At 64.1% G+C, this 17564-nt stretch carries 21 protein-coding genes and 1 pseudogene; 10 read left to right on the forward strand and 12 right to left on the reverse strand.

The window, feature by feature from the left end:
• Positions 1-217: 217 nt before the first annotated feature.
• Positions 218-627: pseudogene (locus DIE15_RS08075) on the forward strand (transposase); the annotation flags it as partial.
• Between the two features lie 153 nt (positions 628-780).
• Here the strand turns inward: DIE15_RS08075 and DIE15_RS08080 are convergent.
• From DIE15_RS08080 to ribA, 3 genes are all read right to left on the reverse strand, one after another.
• Positions 781-1014, reverse strand: a complete 234-nt coding sequence (locus tag DIE15_RS08080) for an AlpA family transcriptional regulator (protein ID WP_124832877.1) — start codon at positions 1012-1014, stop codon at positions 781-783.
• Positions 1015-1484: 470 nt separating this feature from the next.
• Complete coding sequence (locus tag DIE15_RS08085; RefSeq protein WP_124832878.1) at positions 1485-2759, reverse strand: tyrosine-type recombinase/integrase; 1275 nt, start codon at positions 2757-2759, stop codon at positions 1485-1487.
• 222 nt (positions 2760-2981) lie between these two features.
• A complete protein-coding gene (gene ribA, locus DIE15_RS08090; protein ID WP_057929382.1) occupies positions 2982-3632 on the reverse strand; it encodes a GTP cyclohydrolase II in 651 nt (216 codons plus the stop codon).
• Between the two features lie 177 nt (positions 3633-3809).
• Here ribA and DIE15_RS08095 point away from each other — a divergent pair, with 177 nt between their 5' ends.
• A complete protein-coding gene (locus DIE15_RS08095; RefSeq protein ID WP_057929383.1) occupies positions 3810-4271 on the forward strand; it encodes a CBS domain-containing protein in 462 nt (153 codons plus the stop codon).
• 153 nt (positions 4272-4424) lie between these two features.
• Here the strand turns inward: DIE15_RS08095 and DIE15_RS08100 are convergent, their stop codons facing one another.
• Positions 4425-4754 carry a DUF4148 domain-containing protein gene (locus DIE15_RS08100; RefSeq protein ID WP_057929384.1) on the reverse strand — a complete coding sequence of 110 codons (330 nt, stop codon included), beginning with the start codon at positions 4752-4754 and terminating at the stop codon, positions 4425-4427.
• Between the two features lie 511 nt (positions 4755-5265).
• Between DIE15_RS08100 and DIE15_RS08105 the strand changes: the two genes are divergently transcribed.
• The gene (locus DIE15_RS08105; RefSeq protein WP_057929385.1) at positions 5266-5664 is read left to right on the forward strand and encodes a GreA/GreB family elongation factor; all 399 of its coding nucleotides are present in this window, start codon (positions 5266-5268) and stop codon (positions 5662-5664) included.
• A 188-nt stretch (positions 5665-5852) separates the two neighbouring features.
• On the opposite strand, the gene DIE15_RS08110 is transcribed toward DIE15_RS08105, so the two are convergent.
• Positions 5853-6959 (reverse strand): porin, encoded by a 1107-nt coding sequence (locus DIE15_RS08110; RefSeq protein WP_044846708.1) that lies wholly within the window; start codon positions 6957-6959, stop codon positions 5853-5855.
• A gap of 616 nt (positions 6960-7575) precedes the next feature.
• On the opposite strand from DIE15_RS08110, the gene DIE15_RS08115 reads away from it, so the two are divergent.
• On the forward strand, positions 7576-7950 hold the full coding sequence (locus tag DIE15_RS08115; RefSeq protein ID WP_124832879.1) for a YXWGXW repeat-containing protein: 375 nt from the start codon (positions 7576-7578) through the stop codon (positions 7948-7950).
• A 325-nt stretch (positions 7951-8275) separates the two neighbouring features.
• Here DIE15_RS08115 and DIE15_RS08120 read toward each other — a convergent pair whose 3' ends face one another.
• Entirely contained in the window at positions 8276-8662 is a 387-nt protein-coding gene (locus DIE15_RS08120; protein WP_057929386.1) for a helix-turn-helix domain-containing protein, read from the reverse strand.
• A 244-nt stretch (positions 8663-8906) separates the two neighbouring features.
• Between DIE15_RS08120 and DIE15_RS08125 the strand changes: the two genes are divergently transcribed.
• Positions 8907-9383, forward strand: a complete 477-nt coding sequence (locus tag DIE15_RS08125; RefSeq protein ID WP_124832880.1) for an ester cyclase — start codon at positions 8907-8909, stop codon at positions 9381-9383.
• 123 nt (positions 9384-9506) lie between these two features.
• Entirely contained in the window at positions 9507-9683 is a 177-nt protein-coding gene (locus DIE15_RS36905; RefSeq protein ID WP_185734390.1) for a hypothetical protein, read from the forward strand.
• Positions 9684-9741: 58 nt separating this feature from the next.
• Here DIE15_RS36905 and DIE15_RS08130 read toward each other — a convergent pair whose 3' ends face one another.
• The 3 genes from DIE15_RS08130 to DIE15_RS37565 are packed head-to-tail and all read right to left on the reverse strand — an operon-like array spanning position 9742 to position 11145.
• Complete coding sequence (locus tag DIE15_RS08130; protein WP_057929388.1) at positions 9742-10353, reverse strand: cysteine hydrolase family protein; 612 nt, start codon at positions 10351-10353, stop codon at positions 9742-9744.
• Positions 10354-10363: 10 nt separating this feature from the next.
• A complete protein-coding gene (locus tag DIE15_RS37560; protein WP_260428202.1) occupies positions 10364-10948 on the reverse strand; it encodes a hypothetical protein in 585 nt (194 codons plus the stop codon).
• Positions 10927-11145: a hypothetical protein gene (locus tag DIE15_RS37565; protein WP_242431917.1), complete on the reverse strand. Its 219-nt coding sequence runs from the start codon at positions 11143-11145 to the stop codon at positions 10927-10929. The genes DIE15_RS37560 and DIE15_RS37565 overlap by 22 nt, the downstream gene beginning before the upstream one ends.
• Before the next feature lie 205 nt (positions 11146-11350).
• Between DIE15_RS37565 and DIE15_RS08140 the strand changes: the two genes are divergently transcribed.
• Together DIE15_RS08140 and DIE15_RS08145 are read left to right on the forward strand one after the other, a co-directional pair.
• Positions 11351-11884, forward strand: a complete 534-nt coding sequence (locus DIE15_RS08140) for a VOC family protein (protein ID WP_124832881.1) — start codon at positions 11351-11353, stop codon at positions 11882-11884.
• 43 nt (positions 11885-11927) lie between these two features.
• Positions 11928-12683, forward strand: coding sequence for a glucose 1-dehydrogenase (locus tag DIE15_RS08145; RefSeq protein ID WP_057929389.1), 756 nt, complete (start codon positions 11928-11930; stop codon positions 12681-12683).
• A gap of 189 nt (positions 12684-12872) precedes the next feature.
• Here DIE15_RS08145 and DIE15_RS08150 read toward each other — a convergent pair whose 3' ends face one another.
• Both DIE15_RS08150 and DIE15_RS08160 read right to left on the reverse strand, forming a co-directional pair.
• Positions 12873-14390: a cytosine permease gene (locus tag DIE15_RS08150; protein ID WP_057929390.1), complete on the reverse strand. Its 1518-nt coding sequence runs from the start codon at positions 14388-14390 to the stop codon at positions 12873-12875.
• A 319-nt stretch (positions 14391-14709) separates the two neighbouring features.
• Positions 14710-15363, reverse strand: a complete 654-nt coding sequence (locus DIE15_RS08160) for a TetR/AcrR family transcriptional regulator (protein ID WP_057929391.1) — start codon at positions 15361-15363, stop codon at positions 14710-14712.
• A gap of 148 nt (positions 15364-15511) precedes the next feature.
• On the opposite strand from DIE15_RS08160, the gene DIE15_RS08165 reads away from it, so the two are divergent.
• Both DIE15_RS08165 and DIE15_RS08170 read left to right on the forward strand, forming a co-directional pair.
• On the forward strand, positions 15512-16804 hold the full coding sequence (locus DIE15_RS08165) for an NAD(P)/FAD-dependent oxidoreductase (protein ID WP_124832882.1): 1293 nt from the start codon (positions 15512-15514) through the stop codon (positions 16802-16804).
• A 44-nt stretch (positions 16805-16848) separates the two neighbouring features.
• Positions 16849-17238, forward strand: coding sequence for a DUF3331 domain-containing protein (locus DIE15_RS08170; protein WP_057929393.1), 390 nt, complete (start codon positions 16849-16851; stop codon positions 17236-17238).
• Here DIE15_RS08170 and DIE15_RS08175 read toward each other — a convergent pair.
• A partial coding sequence (locus tag DIE15_RS08175) for a dicarboxylate/amino acid:cation symporter (protein WP_124832883.1) occupies positions 17235-17564 on the reverse strand: 330 nt, incomplete at its 5' end. The two genes, DIE15_RS08170 and DIE15_RS08175, sit on opposite strands and share 4 nt — an antisense overlap.

Genomic DNA, 17564 nt, shown 5'->3' on the forward strand with positions numbered 1-17564 from the left:
CAGCGTCGCGCCGCATGCGAACACGACGGCGAACATTGGCAAATTTCGATTGACGGCCATCGTCTAGCGGGCGATCGTTCGTTCGATACAGCCCTACTAAACGCATATGCGATCACAAAGGCGCTGGAGGCGCTGGGGTGCACGCAGACCGCATTGCCGTAACCGGGGCTGGCAGTAATTTCGTGTTCAAGGCATATGATGCTCCGAAGGAGGATGTATGCCTCGCAAACCGAAAGCCAGGCCGGTAGACATTCCGGCCATATCCGCCGAGTTGCTTGAGCAATTCGGCAACGGTCCGATGACAGCCGACGCGATCAATGCCGCGACGCTGGCCTTCAAGAATGCGCTGATCGAGCGGGCGCTGGGCGGCGAGATGAGCCCCCCTCTCAGCTACCCGCCAGGCGCTGCCAAGCTGAGCGCCGTGACCCGCGCAATGGCACAGGTGCCACGACAGTCCTGATCGAGGACGACCCGATCCGTATCGAAGTGCCTCGCGACCGCGACGGCAGCTTCGAACCGCTGCTGATTCCCAAACACGAACGACGCTTCACGAACTTCAACGACAAGATCGTTGCGATGTATGCCCCGGGGTATGGCCGACGACCAACACAATTTTTGTGTGAGCGACGTGTGTTTCGGCGATAGGCCAGAATGTCCCGAAATGAAGGGTAACATAGCCCTTAATATGTTCCCCTTCAGTTCTCGCGATTGAGTTCTACGATGTCGCCGGCGTTGTACTCACTGCCGCAGATATATCGCCGTTCAGAGTTTTTGATTAGTCTAGGCATCTCGGCGGACTTGCCGCTTTCTAGCCCCTGTATTTTCTGGGGGCGGCAGGTCCGCAACCGGGCGAGTCTCCGCCCATGTCTGAACTTCATGTACCAACCATCCTACCCTGCGGCCCGAAAGCAGCCGCGGTTCGGGAAAGGTCTTCTCACGTACGAGCTTCTGCACCGTCGCCGGGGATAGCGAGAGCGCCTGTGCCACCTCTTTCAACGAGATACAGATCTTCATCGCGACGTCACCTTTAGCCTGATGTCCTCGATTCCTTGTCTGCGCGGAGATGTTGTCAACACGGACCACAGTGGTGTCGATGATGTACGGCAAACCTGTCACACTTACGATTGACCACGCACATCCGAATTTAATTGGTAATATCGCGCGCGGCAAATGCACTCACAGGAACAAAATTCTGCTTGGCCGTCCTTTCATTGACAATTAGTTTCCCCGAAGTTCCGTTGTGGTCCGCTACCAAAAGACGTTGAGCCAAACCTTCTAGCAGCCCTGGTCTTTTGCATTAATTCTTTTCGATTCAAGGACGATGGAAGCCCTGTATGCACGGCATATCAGGGGGCAAATACCGTTTCGCGCGTTACCTGTCCCGATATCTCTGGATACAGTTCCTAGCCGACCGTCGAGATTACTCTCTGAAGTCAGCGTCCAACCACCCTCAAACACCGGCCACTACGATCGGCATCGCCCGCCTACTTCTTCGCGGGATACGTCGCGGCGATTGATTCCAACCGAAGGGATAGCTGCGTGAGCCACTCGCGCCTCTCCCTATCATAGGTGTGTCTGTTGTAGACGCCGATGATTCCTGGTTGCACATGGCCGAGGACTGCTTCGGCAATATCATTGGGACATCCCATCATTGCAAGCAACGTCCGGGTTGTGCGTCGAAGATCGTGGGCCGACCAGTGCGTGACCGGCAAACGCGGCCGGTCGTGTTTCGGTGCGATCTTGCAATATGGTTGATGATAATAGACGCCGTGCTGGACCACGGTCTGGTTCATCGACATTCCGCTCGACGAGGGAAACATAACGGTTCCCTTGGCCTGATCGAGGCGCCGTCGCACAACAACCTCAGCACGACCTATGAGCGGCACACGCAAATCCGTTGCCCTCTCGTTTCGCAACCCCTTGGTCTTGTGTTTCGGGATAGTCCACCAGAGGCCGTCGGCTTCCTCTGCCACTTCGGTGCATTCCATTGAGACGATCTCGCCGCCCCTCGTGCCGGTCCAAAGGTAGAGCGTCAACGCATCAGCAACAGTCAAACTAAAATTCGGCAACCACCGGATCAACGTGCCGAGTTCATCTACCGAAAGTACTCGTTTCTGCGTCCCGGTGTATTTCCCCTCGACCTTGCGCCCTTTGCTCTTCAATCGCCCTCTTAGAACATCCTTCCACCAATTCGCAGTGTTTTCGGGAAGGCGCCCGGCATCGAGGGCATAGTTCCAAGCACCACCAAGCTCCATTCGAAGGCGCGCTGCGAGAACCGGTGTCGACTTATATGAATCGAGGAAATCGAATGCCTGGGCGCGCGTGACAGTCGCCGCGCTAGCGTCCGCGATAGGCCCCAACATTGCCTTGAATATTCGGGCGACCTCGACCGCGCCCTTCGTCTTCCGATTTACTTCTACATGCCCTTCCAGGTAGTCACGGCACAGCTCCCTGACGGTGTAGGCAGTTGGTGATGGACTGGGAGTCGTCGCTTCTCTGTTTCGACGGAGTGAAGAAAGCTCAGCGCCAGAATCACGCTCAACGCGGCTCCTTTCCCAAGCGGAGATCGCAGCAGCAAATGCCATCGCGGGCCACTCGCCGAGCTTCACTTGCCGCATACGGCCATCAACCGGCGACTTGTAGCGATATGTCCAGGACTTGCGACTCATCGAAGCCTGGAGACGAAGTCCCGGAAACCCCTCAAAGGTCATGTGCTCGCCGCTTGGCAGCGCGGCCGCGACGCGTGCGTCAAAGCGCATTCTTCCCTCGGCGTAGGTTTTTCCTGAGAGAAGCATACGCGGCGTAGGTTTCCAGCACAACGCCCCAGAAACCTACGCCGACCCAGCAAGTTTAGCCAAACGAAGACAAGCGTTGATGCAACGGCGGAGGCAAGGAGAAGTCTCTAATTGTCGCGAATATTCAATGACTTAAAGACTTCATCGGATCAACTCAGACCGCCGTGGACGAAGCCGAAATTTCGACTATTCGTTCTCTTCGAAGTAATGCCCGAACTTCACCTGCTTGGTCCGGATATAACGCTCGTTTTCCTCGCGCACGGGCACCGCGAGCGCCACGCGTTCGCAGACGGGAATGCCGTGCTTCACGAGCGTGTCGAACTTCTTCGGGTTGTTGCTCATCAGGCGTACCGACGTCACGCCGAGGATCCGCAGGATCGCGGCGGCCGAGTCGTATTCGCGGGCGTCGTCGGGCAGGCCGAGGTCGAGATTGGCCTCGACGGTATCGCGCCCCTGCTCCTGCAGCGCGTAGGCGCGGATCTTGTTGCTCAGGCCGATGCCGCGCCCTTCGTGGCCGCGCAGATACAGCAGCACGCCGCGGTCTTCCGCCGCGATGTAGCGCAGCGCGAGATCGAGCTGCTCGCCGCAATCGCATCGGTAGGAGCCGAACACGTCGCCGGTCAGGCATTCGGAATGCAGCCGCGTCAGCACGGACTGCTCGCCGGTGACGTCACCCATCACGAGCGCGAGATGTTCGGCATCGCTGCCCGATACGCGAAAGGCGTAAGACGTGAACGTACCGTAGCGCGTGGGCAGCGACGCGGTGGCGACGAGCGTCACGCACTCGTCGACCTGGCCATTGCCCGGCGTGGGCGATTGGGGACGCGAAGACATCATGAATTCAGTCGAAACGATCAGGAATGTAGGAGTTGTGTGGATAGTGCGTGACCGGAGTTTACCGCTAATCTGGAAACGTCACGCGACTGCCGCAGCCGGCCCGGCTATACTGGGCCCGTCGGGTGCCGCGCATCACGCCCTGCCTTCCCTGCATCGTCCTGCACACGGAGAAAGCAAATGAGCACGACTGTCGCGCAAATTCTCAAAGCCAAGCCGGAATCCGGCCGCACGATCTACACCGTCACGAAAGCCGATTTCGTCTACGACGCCATCAAGCTGATGGCCGAAAAAGGCATCGGCGCACTGCTGGTCATGGACGGCGACGACATCGCCGGCATCGTTACCGAGCGCGACTACGCGCGCAAGGTGGTGCTGCAGGATCGTTCGTCGAAAGCCACCCGCGTCGAGGAAATCATGACGGCCAAGGTGCGCTACGTCGAACCGTCTCAATCCACCGACGAGTGCATGGCACTGATGACCGAGCACCGGATGCGCCACCTGCCCGTCCTCGACGGCGGCAAGCTGATCGGCCTGATCTCGATCGGCGACCTCGTGAAGAGCGTGATTGCCGACCAGCAATTCACGATCAGTCAGCTCGAACACTATATCCACGGCACGCCGACGGTCACATCCGCCTGACCCATCCCAGCAAAAAAGGCCCAAACGCGCGAGCGTCTGGGCGGAAAAGCCGCCGGAATGCGGCGACGGAGGTTCTGCTCTGCTGACGCAGACGCGCGCTAGTGGCGCGCGTCCCGTCGGTCACATGCTGGGCTCGGGCAGACCCGGGAATGTTCAGTTGCCGAAGTAGACGGAGTTCACGGGATTCGGGGCTTCACGCGTCATGCGGCGACCCGACTGGCCTGCGCCCATCGCCACCGCACCGTAGCCGCTCGTATCGGCTTGGGCGAGCATCGGCTGGCTCGGCTGCATCCGTTGTTCCGCGGCCTGGATGTTCTGCGGATATTGCGAATCGCTCGCGAGCGGCCTGTAGCCGTTCTGTTCCAGTTGCACGAGGTCGGCCCGGACCTGGTCGCGGGTCAAGCCCTGCTCGGACTGCGCGAACGATGCGATCGGGGCGGCAAGAACGGATGCAGCGATCGCTGCGTAGATGATCGACTTCATGATGGACCTCCGAAATATGTTCTCTTTTGACGTCGCTCCCGGCTGGACTGTCTGAAGCGATGGATCAAGTGTAGTGCGCGCGACACCAAGGGGAAACCCTCGGTTTGAACATACAGCGTTGCATTTTTGGAAAAAATTGACCGCTTTCGCCGCATGATATCCCTATCACTTAAATCATTTTGACAACAATACCTGACGAAAGGCCGACAGCCGAATCACCGATCCGGAAGGTTGTGTTGTAGAATTGTAAGGTTTTATTCGCCTGTCGATTCCCTATTCATCATGTACGCGCCCACGCCTTTCCTGGTTTCGCCGTCCGGCCCCGCCGGCGTGCGCGCACGCGCCGGCCATCCGGCGCGCCCCTGCGTTCGACACACGGCTCAGACGCCGCTCGCCCCTGCCCGGCGCCTGATCTGACAGCGCGGCCTCCCCCGGAGCCACGTCAGACAGGCTCCGGGCGATCCCATAGGCACGCCACGCCTGCCCCATGCCGATCATTTGGAGAACTGCCATGAAACAACGCCTTTACCAGCTGACCGAACTCGACGTTGCTCGCCTCGAGAAGCACGCCGAACACAACCCGCGATTCCAGGCAATGCTCGACACGCTGCTCGAGCGCGCGGACATCGTGCAGCCCGACGCCATCAAGGCGAACGTCGTTACGATGAACTCGCAGATCACGCTGCTCGACGAAGCGTCCCAGGAACAGGCCACGTGGACGATTGTTTATCCGGATGCCGCCAATCTCGAGCTCGGACGCCTGAACGTGTTCTCGCCGGTCGGGATGGCCCTGCTGGGTACGCAACGCGGTCAACTGGTGAAGGTGCTGCAGCCGAGCGGCGCCGAAAAGCTGATGAAGGTCGCGGCGATCGTGTTCCAGCCGGAAGCCAACGGCGAATACACGCGCTGACGCCACTGCGAGCCGGCAGCGTACCTCGGCCATACGAACACGAAAAGCGAGGCCCTGAGCCTCGTTTTTTGCGGCCGGACGATATGCACCGTCGCCACCGCTTTGGTTGCTGCATTCCGCGCGCGCAAAAAAAGGCGCCCGAAGGCGCCTTTTTCGATACTGCGAAGCTGGTTACCCAGCCGTCACGCTTAGAAGCGGTGACGCAGACCAACCGTTGCTGCGGTTTGGTTGATCGACGAGCTCGGCAGCGTGTTGACGTCGCCGTTGTAGATCGATGCGCCAACGCCGTTCTTCGCAGCGCGCTGGTACACAGCTTGTGCGTAGACGTCGGTGCGCTTCGACAGCGAGTAGTCAGCTTGCAGGCCGAACTGGTTCCAGTGCGTGCTTTCGCCAGCAACCTTCGCGTTCGTGTACGTGTACGCTGCGCCCAGGCCCAGAGCCGGCGTCAGGTTGTACTTCGCGTTGACTTCGTAGTTGTCAGCGTGGAACGTTGCCGCGCCGTTAGCTTGGTTGTCGACACGCGATTGCGTCCATGCTGCGCCAACTTGCGCCGGGCCGAATGCGTATGCAGCAGCCGCGCCGTACGTGCGCAGGCGGCCTTGGCCGTTGAACAGAGCCGACGACGAGTCAACTGCGCCCGTGCCGTTGTTGTTCGGGTTGTTCGCTTGCGAGTAAGCTGCACCCAGCTTCAGGCCTTGGTACTGGTACGACACACCGCCGCTGTAAGCACGGTTGTTGCCGAAGTTCGTGCTGTTCGAGAACGAGTACGTGCCGCCGAATTGCAGGCCAGCGTAGTTCGCGCTTGCGAACTTGATCGTGTTGTTAGCCGAGTAGCCGCCGTTCGTGCTCAGGTTGTCGTTGTTGAACGGGTGAGCGAAGTACGTACCGCCCCACGAGCCCGTTGCGGTCAGCGGTGCCAGGTAGTCCTGGACGGAGTCGTACTGCTTACCCAGCGTAACCGTGCCGTACTGGCTCGACAGGCCAACGAAAGCCTGGCGGTTGAACATGCCGTTGTTGTTCGCGAACTTGCCGTTACCGATGTTGAAGCCGCTCTCCAACGTGAAGATCGCCTTCAGGCCGCCACCGAGGTCTTCCGAACCACGCAGGCCGAAGCGGCTCTGGTCAATGCCCGAACCCATCGACCACAGCGACTTGCCTTGGCCTGCTGCGTTCTGGACGTTGCTTTGGTACGTGATGCCTGCGTCCAGCACGCCGTACAGCGTGACGCTGCTTTGCGCGTGAGCGACGGTAGCGAACGATGCTGCAGCTGCTGCAACGATCAGAGTCTTGTTCATATTCGTGGAGCTCCCTTCTAAAAAGAGGCAGGTCTCGCGACCTTGTTCATAAACGGTCTGCAACCGTCCGGGAGCGCCATCGATCCTTCTGGCCGCGCCCGGATAGTTGCCCGTTTGGGAACCGTGAGTTTAGGGGTGTACCCTAGGGGCGCGATCTGCAAATAAAGAAATAAGCTTTTCCAGAACTAGAAATAATGAAAGTGGGGACGAGTTATAAGTATTTGTTTTAACGCCTTTTTTTGGCTTCTTGACGGCCGCTTTTTGGAAGCCTTCATCCCACCATTCTTTCATGTCATCGTCTTGACGGTTGCATAGAAACAACAAGCGGAATCGGTGGAACCACCATAAAACGGTAATTTTTACCCAATTTTATCTCAAATACTGGTCCAGCAGCCTAAAACACGGCGGTGGAACGGTAAACATATGGCGGCGCGCTGTCGTAGCCGGACCATTCGCTGTCGGCGCCTGCTACGACGCGAGACTCGGCCGGCCAGCCAGCCGGCAATCGGCAGAACCCTCGTGACATGCGGTAACAGCCTTAACGGGCCCCGTAACCCGGCCATGGGAGTGGCAGGCTAATGTAAGGCAGCCCCGATTACTTATAAGAGGATCCGCCATGAATCGACGCTCGTTGTTGCGCGCCATCGGACTAACCGCCGCCCTCGTCGGCACCGGCGGCTGGCTGCGTACCGCCGCGGCCCAGCCCGTACCACCCGGGTACCGGCCGCCCGGACCGAACCACGGGCCCGGCAGGCCGCCTTATCCCGATCGCCCGGGCTTCGCGCCGCCGGCACCGCGGCACGACCGCCGGCCGCCGCCGCCGCGCCCCCATGGTTATGTCTGGACCGACGGTTACTGGCGCTGGCAGCGCGGCCACTATATATGGGTGTCCGGCCGCTGGATCGCGCGGCGCCAGGGGCGTCGGTGGGTGCCCGGCTACTGGCGGCGCCAGGGGCCGGTGTGGGTCTACGTCGACGGCACCTGGCGATAGGCGGTTGCCCGCGCCGGCCCCCGGGTCGGCGCAAGGTCGTACGGAGGACGCCCCGGTGCCGTTCGGCAGCAGGACGACGAGGCGGCGTGCGAGGCGGCCAATCGGCATCGCCCGATACCGGACCCGGACGGCAGCCGATCACGCCTGTCCCGGTCACGGTGAATCGCGTGCCGCCGCCCCCGATCACCGCGCATACGTTGCGCCCTTCGCAACGACGCGCGCGCAAGCAACGCCCTCGAAACGTTCGGATTACGAAATCACTCGATGTCGCCGCGGCAAACGCATACAGCCGCCGGTCGTCACGCGACCGCACGACGCACCACGCTCAACGCCCGCCCCCCTCCAGCTCCCGCGCGCGCCGACGTGCAGCGCAAATCGCACGATGATGCTCGTCGGCCCAACGGATCATCGCGTGCATCGGTGTCAGGAACGAACGCCCGAGATCCGTCAGTGCATATTCGACGCGCGGCGGCACTTCGGCGTACAGCGTGCGGCTCACGAACCCGTCCTGCTCGAGTCGCTTGAGCGTGCGCGACAGCATCTGCTTCGACACGTCGCCGATCGCACGGGCGAGCTCGTTGAAGCGCATCGTGCCGCCGGACAGCGCCTCGAGCACGAGCAGGCTCCACTGGTCGCCGATGCGGTCGAGCACATCGCGGATCGGGCAAGGCTGATCGAGTTCAACGGATTCGTCGGTGGACGGAAACGGCATGACGGGATTCTCTTTCACGGGCAATGCACGGTCACCGCGGTGTGACCTGCTCACACCGCGGCGACTTCTTGTGACGGGTTCGCGGCAACTGTACCATTCGAGCGGCCCGACGGCCGCACGGGTTTGCCAGTTCTGCGAAGCATGTGGATGCACCGCCGCCAGCCTATACGACGATCGGCTTCATCCGCACTCGCGCGCCACGTACCGCGGCCGTCCACGAATCTCCTGACAAGGAACCCGCCATATGTCATCGCTCCGCTCCCCCGTCCGCGCCATTGCCGCGTTCGTCCTGCTTGCCGCATCGACAGCCGCGCTGGCCGCCGGCACGGCCGCGCGCGACCTGGCCGCCGAGGAAGCCAACCGCCAGCTCGTGCTGACGTTCTACGACCGCTTCTTCAACAAGCACGAAGCACTCGAGGCTGCAGCCATCGTCGCGGAGGACTACAAGCAGCACAACCCGCACGTGCCCGACGGCAAGAAGCCGTTCGTGTCGTACTTCGTCGACGCATTCAAGAAGAATCCGGAATCGCGCGCGCAGATCGTCCGCAGCGCGACCGACGGCGACCTCGTCTATCTGCACGTGCATGCGACCGAACGTCCGGGCGATCGCGGCGAAGCTGTGGTCGACATCTTCCGCGTGAAGGACAGCCAGATCGTCGAGCACTGGGACGTGATCCAGCCGGTACCCGAAAAGGCCGCGAACGCGCACACGATGTTCTGATCGGGCGGGCCGCGCGCCGATGCGCAGTCGACACCACACGACCGCGCAGCGCCCGCGCAGCGCCCGCGCCCCCGGCCCGCCTGCCCCGACCGAGGGCCGTCGTCCGCCTGCGCGCCGCCGCGCGTGCGGCACAACCGGATCGAGCCTGACCTGCCGCTGCTCGTGGTCGGCTTCGATGTATACAGCGGCTGTCTCAACACAAAAGGGCTGGAAGCAGCCGGCATCGCGGCCGACTCGCCCGACCCAATCGGCTGCTTCCGCGGCGAAGTCCTGTACGCCGCACCAGGCTGGGCCGATTGAGCACCTCGAGCACTCGGGCGTGCGTTTCGGGCGTGCGTTGGATGCCGGCGCACGTGCGTCAGGCGACGCCGAGCGCGAGCACCTGCTCGGTCGTCAGCACGTCGCCGAACGTGTCCGTCAGCGCGGCCAGCGTCGCGCGGTGGAGATCGCGGTGCGGCACCGTGCCGCCGTCCGCGACGTCGAGGTCGCGCGTCGCGCACGCGTCGTCGACGACGATCACCGCATAGCCGAGCGGCACCGCATCGCGCGCCGCGCCGGCGACGCATGCATGCGTCATCAGTCCGGTGACGATCAGCGTGTCGATGCCGGCGGCCTTCAGGCGCGCGTCGAGGTCCGTCGTCGGAAACACGCTCACCGACGTCTTCTTCACGACCGCGTGATGCGGCGCCGGCTGCAGGTCCGCATGAAAGCGGAAGCCGTCGCTGCCGTCGGCGAACAGCGGGCCGTCGGCCGCGCCGACGTGCTGAATGTGGAACACGGAGATGCCCGCGCGATCGGCGAACGCGATCACGCGTTGCGCATTGCTCAGCGCCCGCGGCCCTTCCGGAATCGGCAGGCGGCCACTGAAATATTCGTTCTGGAAATCGATCACCAGCAGCGCGGTGCGGGCGGCGTCGATCGACGTCGGCGCGCTCGCGCCGGCCAGGGTACGGATGGTCGGATGTTGCATGGGTCGCTCTCTACTCCAGGTTGGCACATCGAACGGAACGACGGCCCGGCAACGCCGTTGCCGCCGCATGCGGTACGGAGGCGGTTGCCGCCGGTAGCGGGCCTGCCATGACCGCGAGGCGCCAGTGTCGGGCCGCGCGGCTGCGCGCGACAGCGGCCCGCAGGACAACGTCCGACAGGATCGGGCCAACCTGCGCGCAACCGGCTACGACAGCTCGGCCGCGTGCGCTTCGGCCTGCCTGTGCCCGTAGCACAACCATCATCACGAAGCTGAGCAGGAAGCCTGCGCGGCCGATCAGCCGCCGCCGCATAACGAACAACGGGCCCAGCACGGCCATACGAGCGCGCGGCTCGGGCTGTTCAGCGGCGTTCTCCGGCGTGCTCAAGGCGGTGATGGCCACCTGCGCGATGTCCAGGCAGCCAACCATCAGGCCGGTGAGTCCACGGCCGGTCAGCTGCAGCGCAACGCTCACATGCCGCACGCCGGGGGCCATCGGCACAGAGCCTGCCGCGAGGCCGAGCACGCACTGCAGCACGATCCGGAGGTGGTCGTAGCGGTCCGACAGCTCGCCCATCAGCAACGCCGCGAAGAACATGCAGAGCGGATGGATCCGTAGCCGAAGCCGAGGTAGAAATTGCGCGCGTGCTCGCTGGCATCGGCCGGCAGGATGCCCGCGCGAGGATCGCTGAAGAGCGCGAACGTCATCGGGCAGACGTGGCAGAACCCCATCGTGTCGATCGCGATGGCGAGCTGGCAGGCGCCGAACGCGGGATAACACGCGGATCGCTCCACCCTTCCCCTCCCGCTGTCCGGTCTTCACCTCGCGCTCGCCCATCGCGACGGCGTGCGGCATCCGGCGCAATCGCGCCCCCGCAGCTCGTCTGTTTGGATGGCACGCAGCGCCGACTTTGTTGCCATCATGGCCGTCATTCATCGCGCGCCGCATGCCACACCGAACGGCGCCGCGCACACTCGCGCGCCCCGCCACGGAGCCCCCATGAACGACCGCGTCCTCGGCCCCATCGACCAGCTCGGCTATGTCGTCGTCGACCTCGACCGCAGCATCGCGCGCTGGCGCGCCCGCCACGATGCGGGTCCGTGGACCGTGTTCCGCAACGTGCGCCTCGACGGCCGCTACCTTGGTGAAGCAGTGACGGTCACGATGGATGTCGCGCTCGCGTATCGCGGCGATCTGCAGATCGAACTGATCCACGTGACGAACGACGCGCCGTCGCCGTACCGCGACGCGCACGGGCAACCGCTCGCAGGCCTGCATCACGTCGCCTGGGTAGTCGACGACCTCGATGCCGCCGTGATGCGGCTCACCGAACGCGGCCTGCGCGTCGTGTTCGAAGCGCGCAACCCGGCCACGCGCGTCGCCTACCTCGACGATGCCGACGACCCCGGCGTGCGCGTCGAAGTGATCGAAGGCGCCGGCATGCGCGCCATGATCGCGCACGGCATCGCCGAAGCACGCGCATGGGACGGCACCGATCCGGTTCGCATCATCGATGCGTCGGGCACCGCATGAGCGGGCCCGAACGCGTCCCTCTTCACTCACAGGAGCAAACACGATGAAACGACTCGAAGGCAAAGTGGCGTTGATCACGGGCGGCGCCCGCGGCCAGGGCGAAGCGGAGGCGCGCCGGTTCGTCGCCGAAGGCGCACGCGTGGTGATCGCCGACGTGCTCGACGACGCCGGCCGGCGCGTCGCGGCCGAACTCGGCGACGCCGCGCGCTACCAGCATCTCGACGTGACGAATGAAGACGACTGGCACACCGCCGTCCATGCGACGCTCGCGCATTTCGGCCGGCTGGACATCCTCGTGAACAACGCGGCGATCCTGAAGCTCGTGCCGATCGAGACGTGTTCGCTCGACGACTATCGCAAGGTGATCGACGTGAATCAGGTCGGCTGCTGGCTCGGCATGAAATCGGCGCTGGCCGCGCTGAAGGATGCGGGCGGCGGCTCGATCGTCAACGTGTCGTCGACGGCCGGGATGGAAGGCGTGGCCGGCGGCAGCGCGTATGTGTCGAGCAAGTTCGCGGTGCGCGGGATGACCAAGGCCGCCGCGCTCGAGTTCGGCCGCTACGGGATTCGCGTGAATTCGGTCCATCCGGGCGGCATCGACACCGTGATGGCACGGCCGCCGGAGTATGCTGATTTCGATCCTTCGTCGATCTATAGCGGGCTGCCGATCGCACGTATCGGCAAACCCGACGAAGTTGCGAGCCTCGTGCTGTTCCTCGCATCCGACGAATCCGCGTATTGCACGGGTTCGGAATTCATCGTCGACGGCGGAATGCTCGCGGGCAGCACATTCCACTGATCCGCACCGCAATCGACACGCGCCCGCCTGCCCGGCGGTCGCTTTCGTTGGCAGCCGGACAACGTGGCAGTCGCGGCCGACTCGCTACACGCACAAAAAACCACGCCTCCGTAAACGACCATGCCGCCGACGGTTCTCCCGCGCGACGGCACTGCGGCTTCCGAAGCGAAGCGACGCACGATGCGGCACTCAGTAGCCCTTAGGCTGGATCGCCGGGGCACCGACACCGCGCACCGCCTGCTTGCCGCCGCGCACGAGGAAGCGCCCGTGCGGGCCGTACACGCCTTCCGCTTCCGGATACACCGCCAGCAGCACGAAATACAGCAGCCCACCGACCGCGAGCGACACCGGCACGCTGAGATCGAGCCCGCCGGCGAGATTGCCGAGCGGCCCGACGAACTGACCCGGCAGGTTCACGAACGCCAGCCCGACGAACGCAGCCGGCAGCCACGCCCCCATGGCGCGCAGGTTCCAGCCGTGCGTGAACCAGTAGTGGCCGCCGCGCAGCCCGCGGTTGAACACCTGCAGGTCGTCCGCGAGATAGAAGCCGCGGCGCGTCACGTAGCCGATCACCATGATCGCCATCCACGGGCAGCTGAACGTGTCGATCAGCGTCGAGAACGTCGCGACGCTTTCGACGAGGTTGAACCAGAAACGGCCGACGAAGATGAATGCGATCGCGATCGTGCCGATCAGCAGCGTCGCACGCACGCGATTCAGGAGGCGCGGAAACATGCTCGACACGTCGAGGCCCGTGCCGTACAGCGCGGTCGTGCCGGTCGACATCCCGCCGATGATTGCGATCAGGCACATCGGCAGCAGGAACCAGCGCGGCGAAACGGCGAGGAGCCCGCCGACGTAGTCGTTCGACGCGATGAACGCGGGCGCCTTCGACGCGATGATCGTCGCGGTCGCGAGACCGAAGAAGAACGGCACGAAGGTTGCGATCTGCGCGGCGAACACGGCGCCCATCACGCGCCGCTTCGGCGTCTGCTGCGGAATGTAGCGCGCCCAGTCGCCGAGCGTCGACGCGAACGACACGGGGTTGCTCAACGCGACCAGCACCGCGCCGACGAACGCGGCCCAGAAGCCCGCACTGCCCTGGCTCAGCGTGCCCGCGTAGTTCATGTCGAACATCCCCGCGAACGCGAACAGGCCGGCAACGAACAGCAGGCTCGCGGCCCACACGGCGATCTTGTTGACCCACAGCATGAAGCGAAAGCCGTAGATGCAGACGATCAGCACGAGCACCGCGAACACCATGTACGCGGCGCCGAGCGTGAAGCCGTTCACCGGCACGCCGACCATGTTGTGCGCACCGCCGACGAGTGCGTCACCGGAGCTCCACACCGCGAGAGAGAAGAACGCGATCGACGTGAGCAGCGCGAGAAACGAACCGACGATCCGGCCGTGAATACCGAAATGCGCGCCGGACGACACGGGGTCGCTCGTACCGTTGCGCGGGCCGAACAGGCTCATCGGCGCGAGGATGCAGGTGCCGGCGAGCACGCCGAGCACGATCGCGCACATGCCCGCCTTGAACGACAGCCCGACCAGCACCGGAAAGCTGCCGAGCACCGACGTGGAAAACGTATTGCAGCCGCCGAACAGCAAGCGGAACAGATCGATCGGACGCGCATAGCGCGATATGTCGGGAATGCGCTCGAAACCGAACGATTCGACTTGCGTAATCCTGCCTTCAGCCATTTGTCTCCAGCTCCTCTAGTGCGTCGGTATGGCCCGCGACTGCGGCCATACGACACATCGTCATCGATTCGCGGCCACTCTAAACCGGATCGGGCGGCGCAAATATCACGCATTCGAGACGTTTACGACGATGGAGAACAATGTTTTGCGGCGAGGAACCGGCCGGATGCCGCGCCGCGCCTTCGGCGCGGACGATGCGACTCAGGTCGCGACGGCGATGCGCGGCTCGCGCGCCAGCGCGACGGTGAACCCTTCGACACACGGTACGCGAACCGGACGGGTGCCGTCGGCGTAACCGCGCGCATGGCGCGCGCGGCACTCAGTCGCCGAGGAGGTTGAGCGCGACCGTGAGCACGGCCTGCTTGAATTCGTGCTGCCGCATGGGCAGCGGCGTGAACTCCCGCATCATGTGGCTGTACGACACGGTCGTGCCAATCGCGCTCGCGACCATGAAGAACAGCACGTCGGGGTCCGCCGCGCGAATCTCGCCGGCCTCCACCGCTTCCGCCAGCAGCGGGAACATCACTTCGTGGTACGGGCGCACGAGCCGCTCCTGCAGCCGGTCAAGCCGCATGCCCTCCTCGGTCGCCGCCGTCGAGAAGAACATGCCCATGTCGGGCTCGTCGAACTCGTGATCGACGCACAGCTCGATCGCACGCCGCACGCGCTCGCGATGCGGCAATGACGCCGTGCGCAGCGCGCGCAACGCGTCGAACATCGGCTCGGCCAGATCGGCGATCTGCTCGACGACGGCCAGCCACAACGTTTCCTTCGTGCCGAAATGATGGGCAATCAGCGCCGCGTCGATGCCCAGCTCGCGCGCGACCTCGCGCACGCTCGTCGCATCGTAGCCGCGCTTCGCGAACGTGCGGCGCGCGGCCCGCAATATCACGTCCGGACCGACGGACGCCTCCGCCAGCGGCCGCCCGCGCGTACGCCGCTTCGATGGCGCGCACTCAGTGACTTCAGCCACGTTTTCCTGCTCCCGTTGAATGAATCGAATACCCGCGTTCGGGCCCCGGTTTTGCGTCGCCGCAACCGGGCCGCCTGCCCCGCTCCGTTGACACGCGAAGCCGGGAAGCGCTAGGATCATACATTATTCATCACGTGATGATTTATTCATGACAACCCCTACTCGCATCGTGATCGTCGGCGGCGGGATCGCCGGATTGCAGCTCGCGACCCGCTTCGGCGAGCAACTCGGCCGCGCCGGGCGCGCGCAGGTTACCGTCGTCGACCGCAGCCCGACCCATGTGTGGAAGCCGATGCTGCACACGATCGCGGCCGGCACGCGCGACGTGCAGCAACAGCAGGTGATCTTCCTCGCCCACGCGCGCGATCACGGCTACACGTACCAGCCCGGCGAACTGAAGGGGCTCGATCGTGCACGGCGCCGCGTGCAGCTCAGCGAAATCCGCTCGCAGGACGGCGAGCTCGTGATCGACGCGCGCGAACTCGAATACGACGTGCTGATCCTCGCGCTCGGCAGCCAGGCGAACGATTTCGGCGTGCCGGGCGTGCGCGAGCACTGCTACTTCATCGACAGCCAGCAGCAGGCCGAAACCTTCAACGAAGCGCTGCGGATGCGCGTGTTCCGCAGCATCGCGCGCGACGAGCCGTTCCGCGTTGCGATCGTCGGTGCGGGGGCGACCGGCGTGGAACTGGCGGCGGAACTGAGCCGGCTGCTGGAAGTGGCGCAGGCGTATGGCGACGCGACGGTGCGCGAGCGGCTGCAGCTGACGCTGCTCGAAAGCGGCCCGCGCATTCTCGCCGCGTTTCCGCCGAGGATTTCCGCGTCGGCACAGCGGCGGCTCGAGCAGATCGGCTTTCATGTGCTGACGTCGACGCGCGTAACGGCGGCCGATGCGAACGGTTTCCACTATGGCGACAGTTCGTTCGCCGAAGCGGATCTGATGGTGTGGGCGGCCGGCGTGAAGGCACCCGATTTCATGCAGGCGCTGGGCGGGCTCGCCACGAACCGCGCGAACCAGATCCTGGTCGGGCCCGCGCTGCAGGCCACGGCCGACGAGCACGTGTTCGCGATCGGCGATTGCGCGAGCCTTCAGCCCGACGGCCATGAACGGCCACTGCCGCCCACCGCGCAGGTGGCGACCCAGCAGGCCGAGTATCTCGCGAAGCACCTGCCGGCATGGCTCGACGGCAAGCCGTTGCCGCCGTTCGCGTTCCACGATTTCGGCGCACTCGTATCGATCAGCGACTACGACGCGTTCGGCACGCTCGGGCAATTCGGATTCTTCCGCGGCGGCTTCATCCAGGGGCGGTTCGCGCAGTTCAGCCACCTGATGCTGTACCGGCGGCACCAGCAGGCGCTGCATGGGTTCTCCAAGGCGACGCTGCTGTGGATCGCCGAACGGATCAACGGCTGCGTGCAGCCGCGCATCCGCCTGTCGTGATACCGCGCATCGCAACATTGCGTAACATTTCGAGGAAAGCAGAAATGAGGAACAGTGCAGTAGCCTGGCTCAGGACCGTCGCCGCGATCGGCAGCTTCGACATGCCGTCCGTCTCATGGGCCGCACCGCGACGGCGCAGCATCACGCGCGATCGCTTGCCGTCGTGGGACGCGACGAGCCAGCCGACGATCAGCGTGCTCGAGCGGCCCACGGCCGACACCGTGATGATTTCGTGGTGCGACGCGTGCACGGGCCACTACGGCTACCAGAAGTGGCGGCTGTTCACGACGCGCAAGCGCGGCGTCTGCGCGCTGTCGGGGCGGCCGATCGCGCCCGGCGACAGCGTCTATGCGCCGCAACTGCTCGGCTCGACGCCGGGCAACGCCGCCGCGATGGTGCTGGCGGCATCCATCGACGAGGCGTGTGCCGCTTAAACGGACGTCGCCCGACCGGCGCCATACGCCGGCTCGCGGTTCTGCCGTTCCAGTTCCGCGTCGAGATGCGCGGCATGCGCCTTCGCTTCGGACTCCGACATCAGCTCGCCTTCCCACTTCGCGACCACCGCGCTCGCGATCGAGTTGCCGACCGCGTTGGTTGCCGAGCGCCCCATGTCGAGGAACGTGTCGACGCCGAGAATCAGCAGTAGCCCCGCTTCCGGGATGTCGAACTGGTGCAGCGTGGCGGCGATCACGACGAGCGATGCGCGCGGCACGCCGGCCATTCCCTTCGACGTCAGCATCAGGATCAGCAGCATCGTGAT

It is taken from the genome of Burkholderia sp. Bp9031 (assembly GCF_003857965.1).
GTDB lineage: Bacteria > Pseudomonadota > Gammaproteobacteria > Burkholderiales > Burkholderiaceae > Burkholderia > Burkholderia ambifaria_A.

What these genes read in the sequence shown, in the direction of transcription:
- DIE15_RS08125 (WP_124832880.1), top strand. Translation starts at nt 8,907, where the DNA reads ATGTCATCGCTCCGCTCCCCCGTCCGCGCCATTGCCGCGTTCGTCCTG.
- DIE15_RS08105 (WP_057929385.1), top strand. Translation starts at nt 5,266, where the DNA reads ATGAAACAACGCCTTTACCAGCTGACCGAACTCGACGTTGCTCGCCTC.
- DIE15_RS08085 (WP_124832878.1), bottom strand. Translation starts at nt 2,759, where the DNA reads ATGCGCTTTGACGCACGCGTCGCGGCCGCGCTGCCAAGCGGCGAGCAC.
- DIE15_RS08145 (WP_057929389.1), top strand. Translation starts at nt 11,928, where the DNA reads ATGAAACGACTCGAAGGCAAAGTGGCGTTGATCACGGGCGGCGCCCGC.
- DIE15_RS08100 (WP_057929384.1), bottom strand. Translation starts at nt 4,754, where the DNA reads ATGAAGTCGATCATCTACGCAGCGATCGCTGCATCCGTTCTTGCCGCC.
- DIE15_RS08165 (WP_124832882.1), top strand. Translation starts at nt 15,512, where the DNA reads ATGACAACCCCTACTCGCATCGTGATCGTCGGCGGCGGGATCGCCGGA.
- DIE15_RS37560 (WP_260428202.1), bottom strand. Translation starts at nt 10,948, where the DNA reads ATGTTCTTCGCGGCGTTGCTGATGGGCGAGCTGTCGGACCGCTACGAC.
- DIE15_RS08170 (WP_057929393.1), top strand. Translation starts at nt 16,849, where the DNA reads ATGAGGAACAGTGCAGTAGCCTGGCTCAGGACCGTCGCCGCGATCGGC.
- DIE15_RS08120 (WP_057929386.1), bottom strand. Translation starts at nt 8,662, where the DNA reads ATGCCGTTTCCGTCCACCGACGAATCCGTTGAACTCGATCAGCCTTGC.
- DIE15_RS08110 (WP_044846708.1), bottom strand. Translation starts at nt 6,959, where the DNA reads ATGAACAAGACTCTGATCGTTGCAGCAGCTGCAGCATCGTTCGCTACC.
- DIE15_RS08115 (WP_124832879.1), top strand. Translation starts at nt 7,576, where the DNA reads ATGAATCGACGCTCGTTGTTGCGCGCCATCGGACTAACCGCCGCCCTC.
- DIE15_RS08140 (WP_124832881.1), top strand. Translation starts at nt 11,351, where the DNA reads ATGAACGACCGCGTCCTCGGCCCCATCGACCAGCTCGGCTATGTCGTC.
- DIE15_RS08095 (WP_057929383.1), top strand. Translation starts at nt 3,810, where the DNA reads ATGAGCACGACTGTCGCGCAAATTCTCAAAGCCAAGCCGGAATCCGGC.
- ribA (WP_057929382.1), bottom strand. Translation starts at nt 3,632, where the DNA reads ATGATGTCTTCGCGTCCCCAATCGCCCACGCCGGGCAATGGCCAGGTC.
- DIE15_RS08150 (WP_057929390.1), bottom strand. Translation starts at nt 14,390, where the DNA reads ATGGCTGAAGGCAGGATTACGCAAGTCGAATCGTTCGGTTTCGAGCGC.
- DIE15_RS08080 (WP_124832877.1), bottom strand. Translation starts at nt 1,014, where the DNA reads ATGAAGATCTGTATCTCGTTGAAAGAGGTGGCACAGGCGCTCTCGCTA.
- DIE15_RS08130 (WP_057929388.1), bottom strand. Translation starts at nt 10,353, where the DNA reads ATGCAACATCCGACCATCCGTACCCTGGCCGGCGCGAGCGCGCCGACG.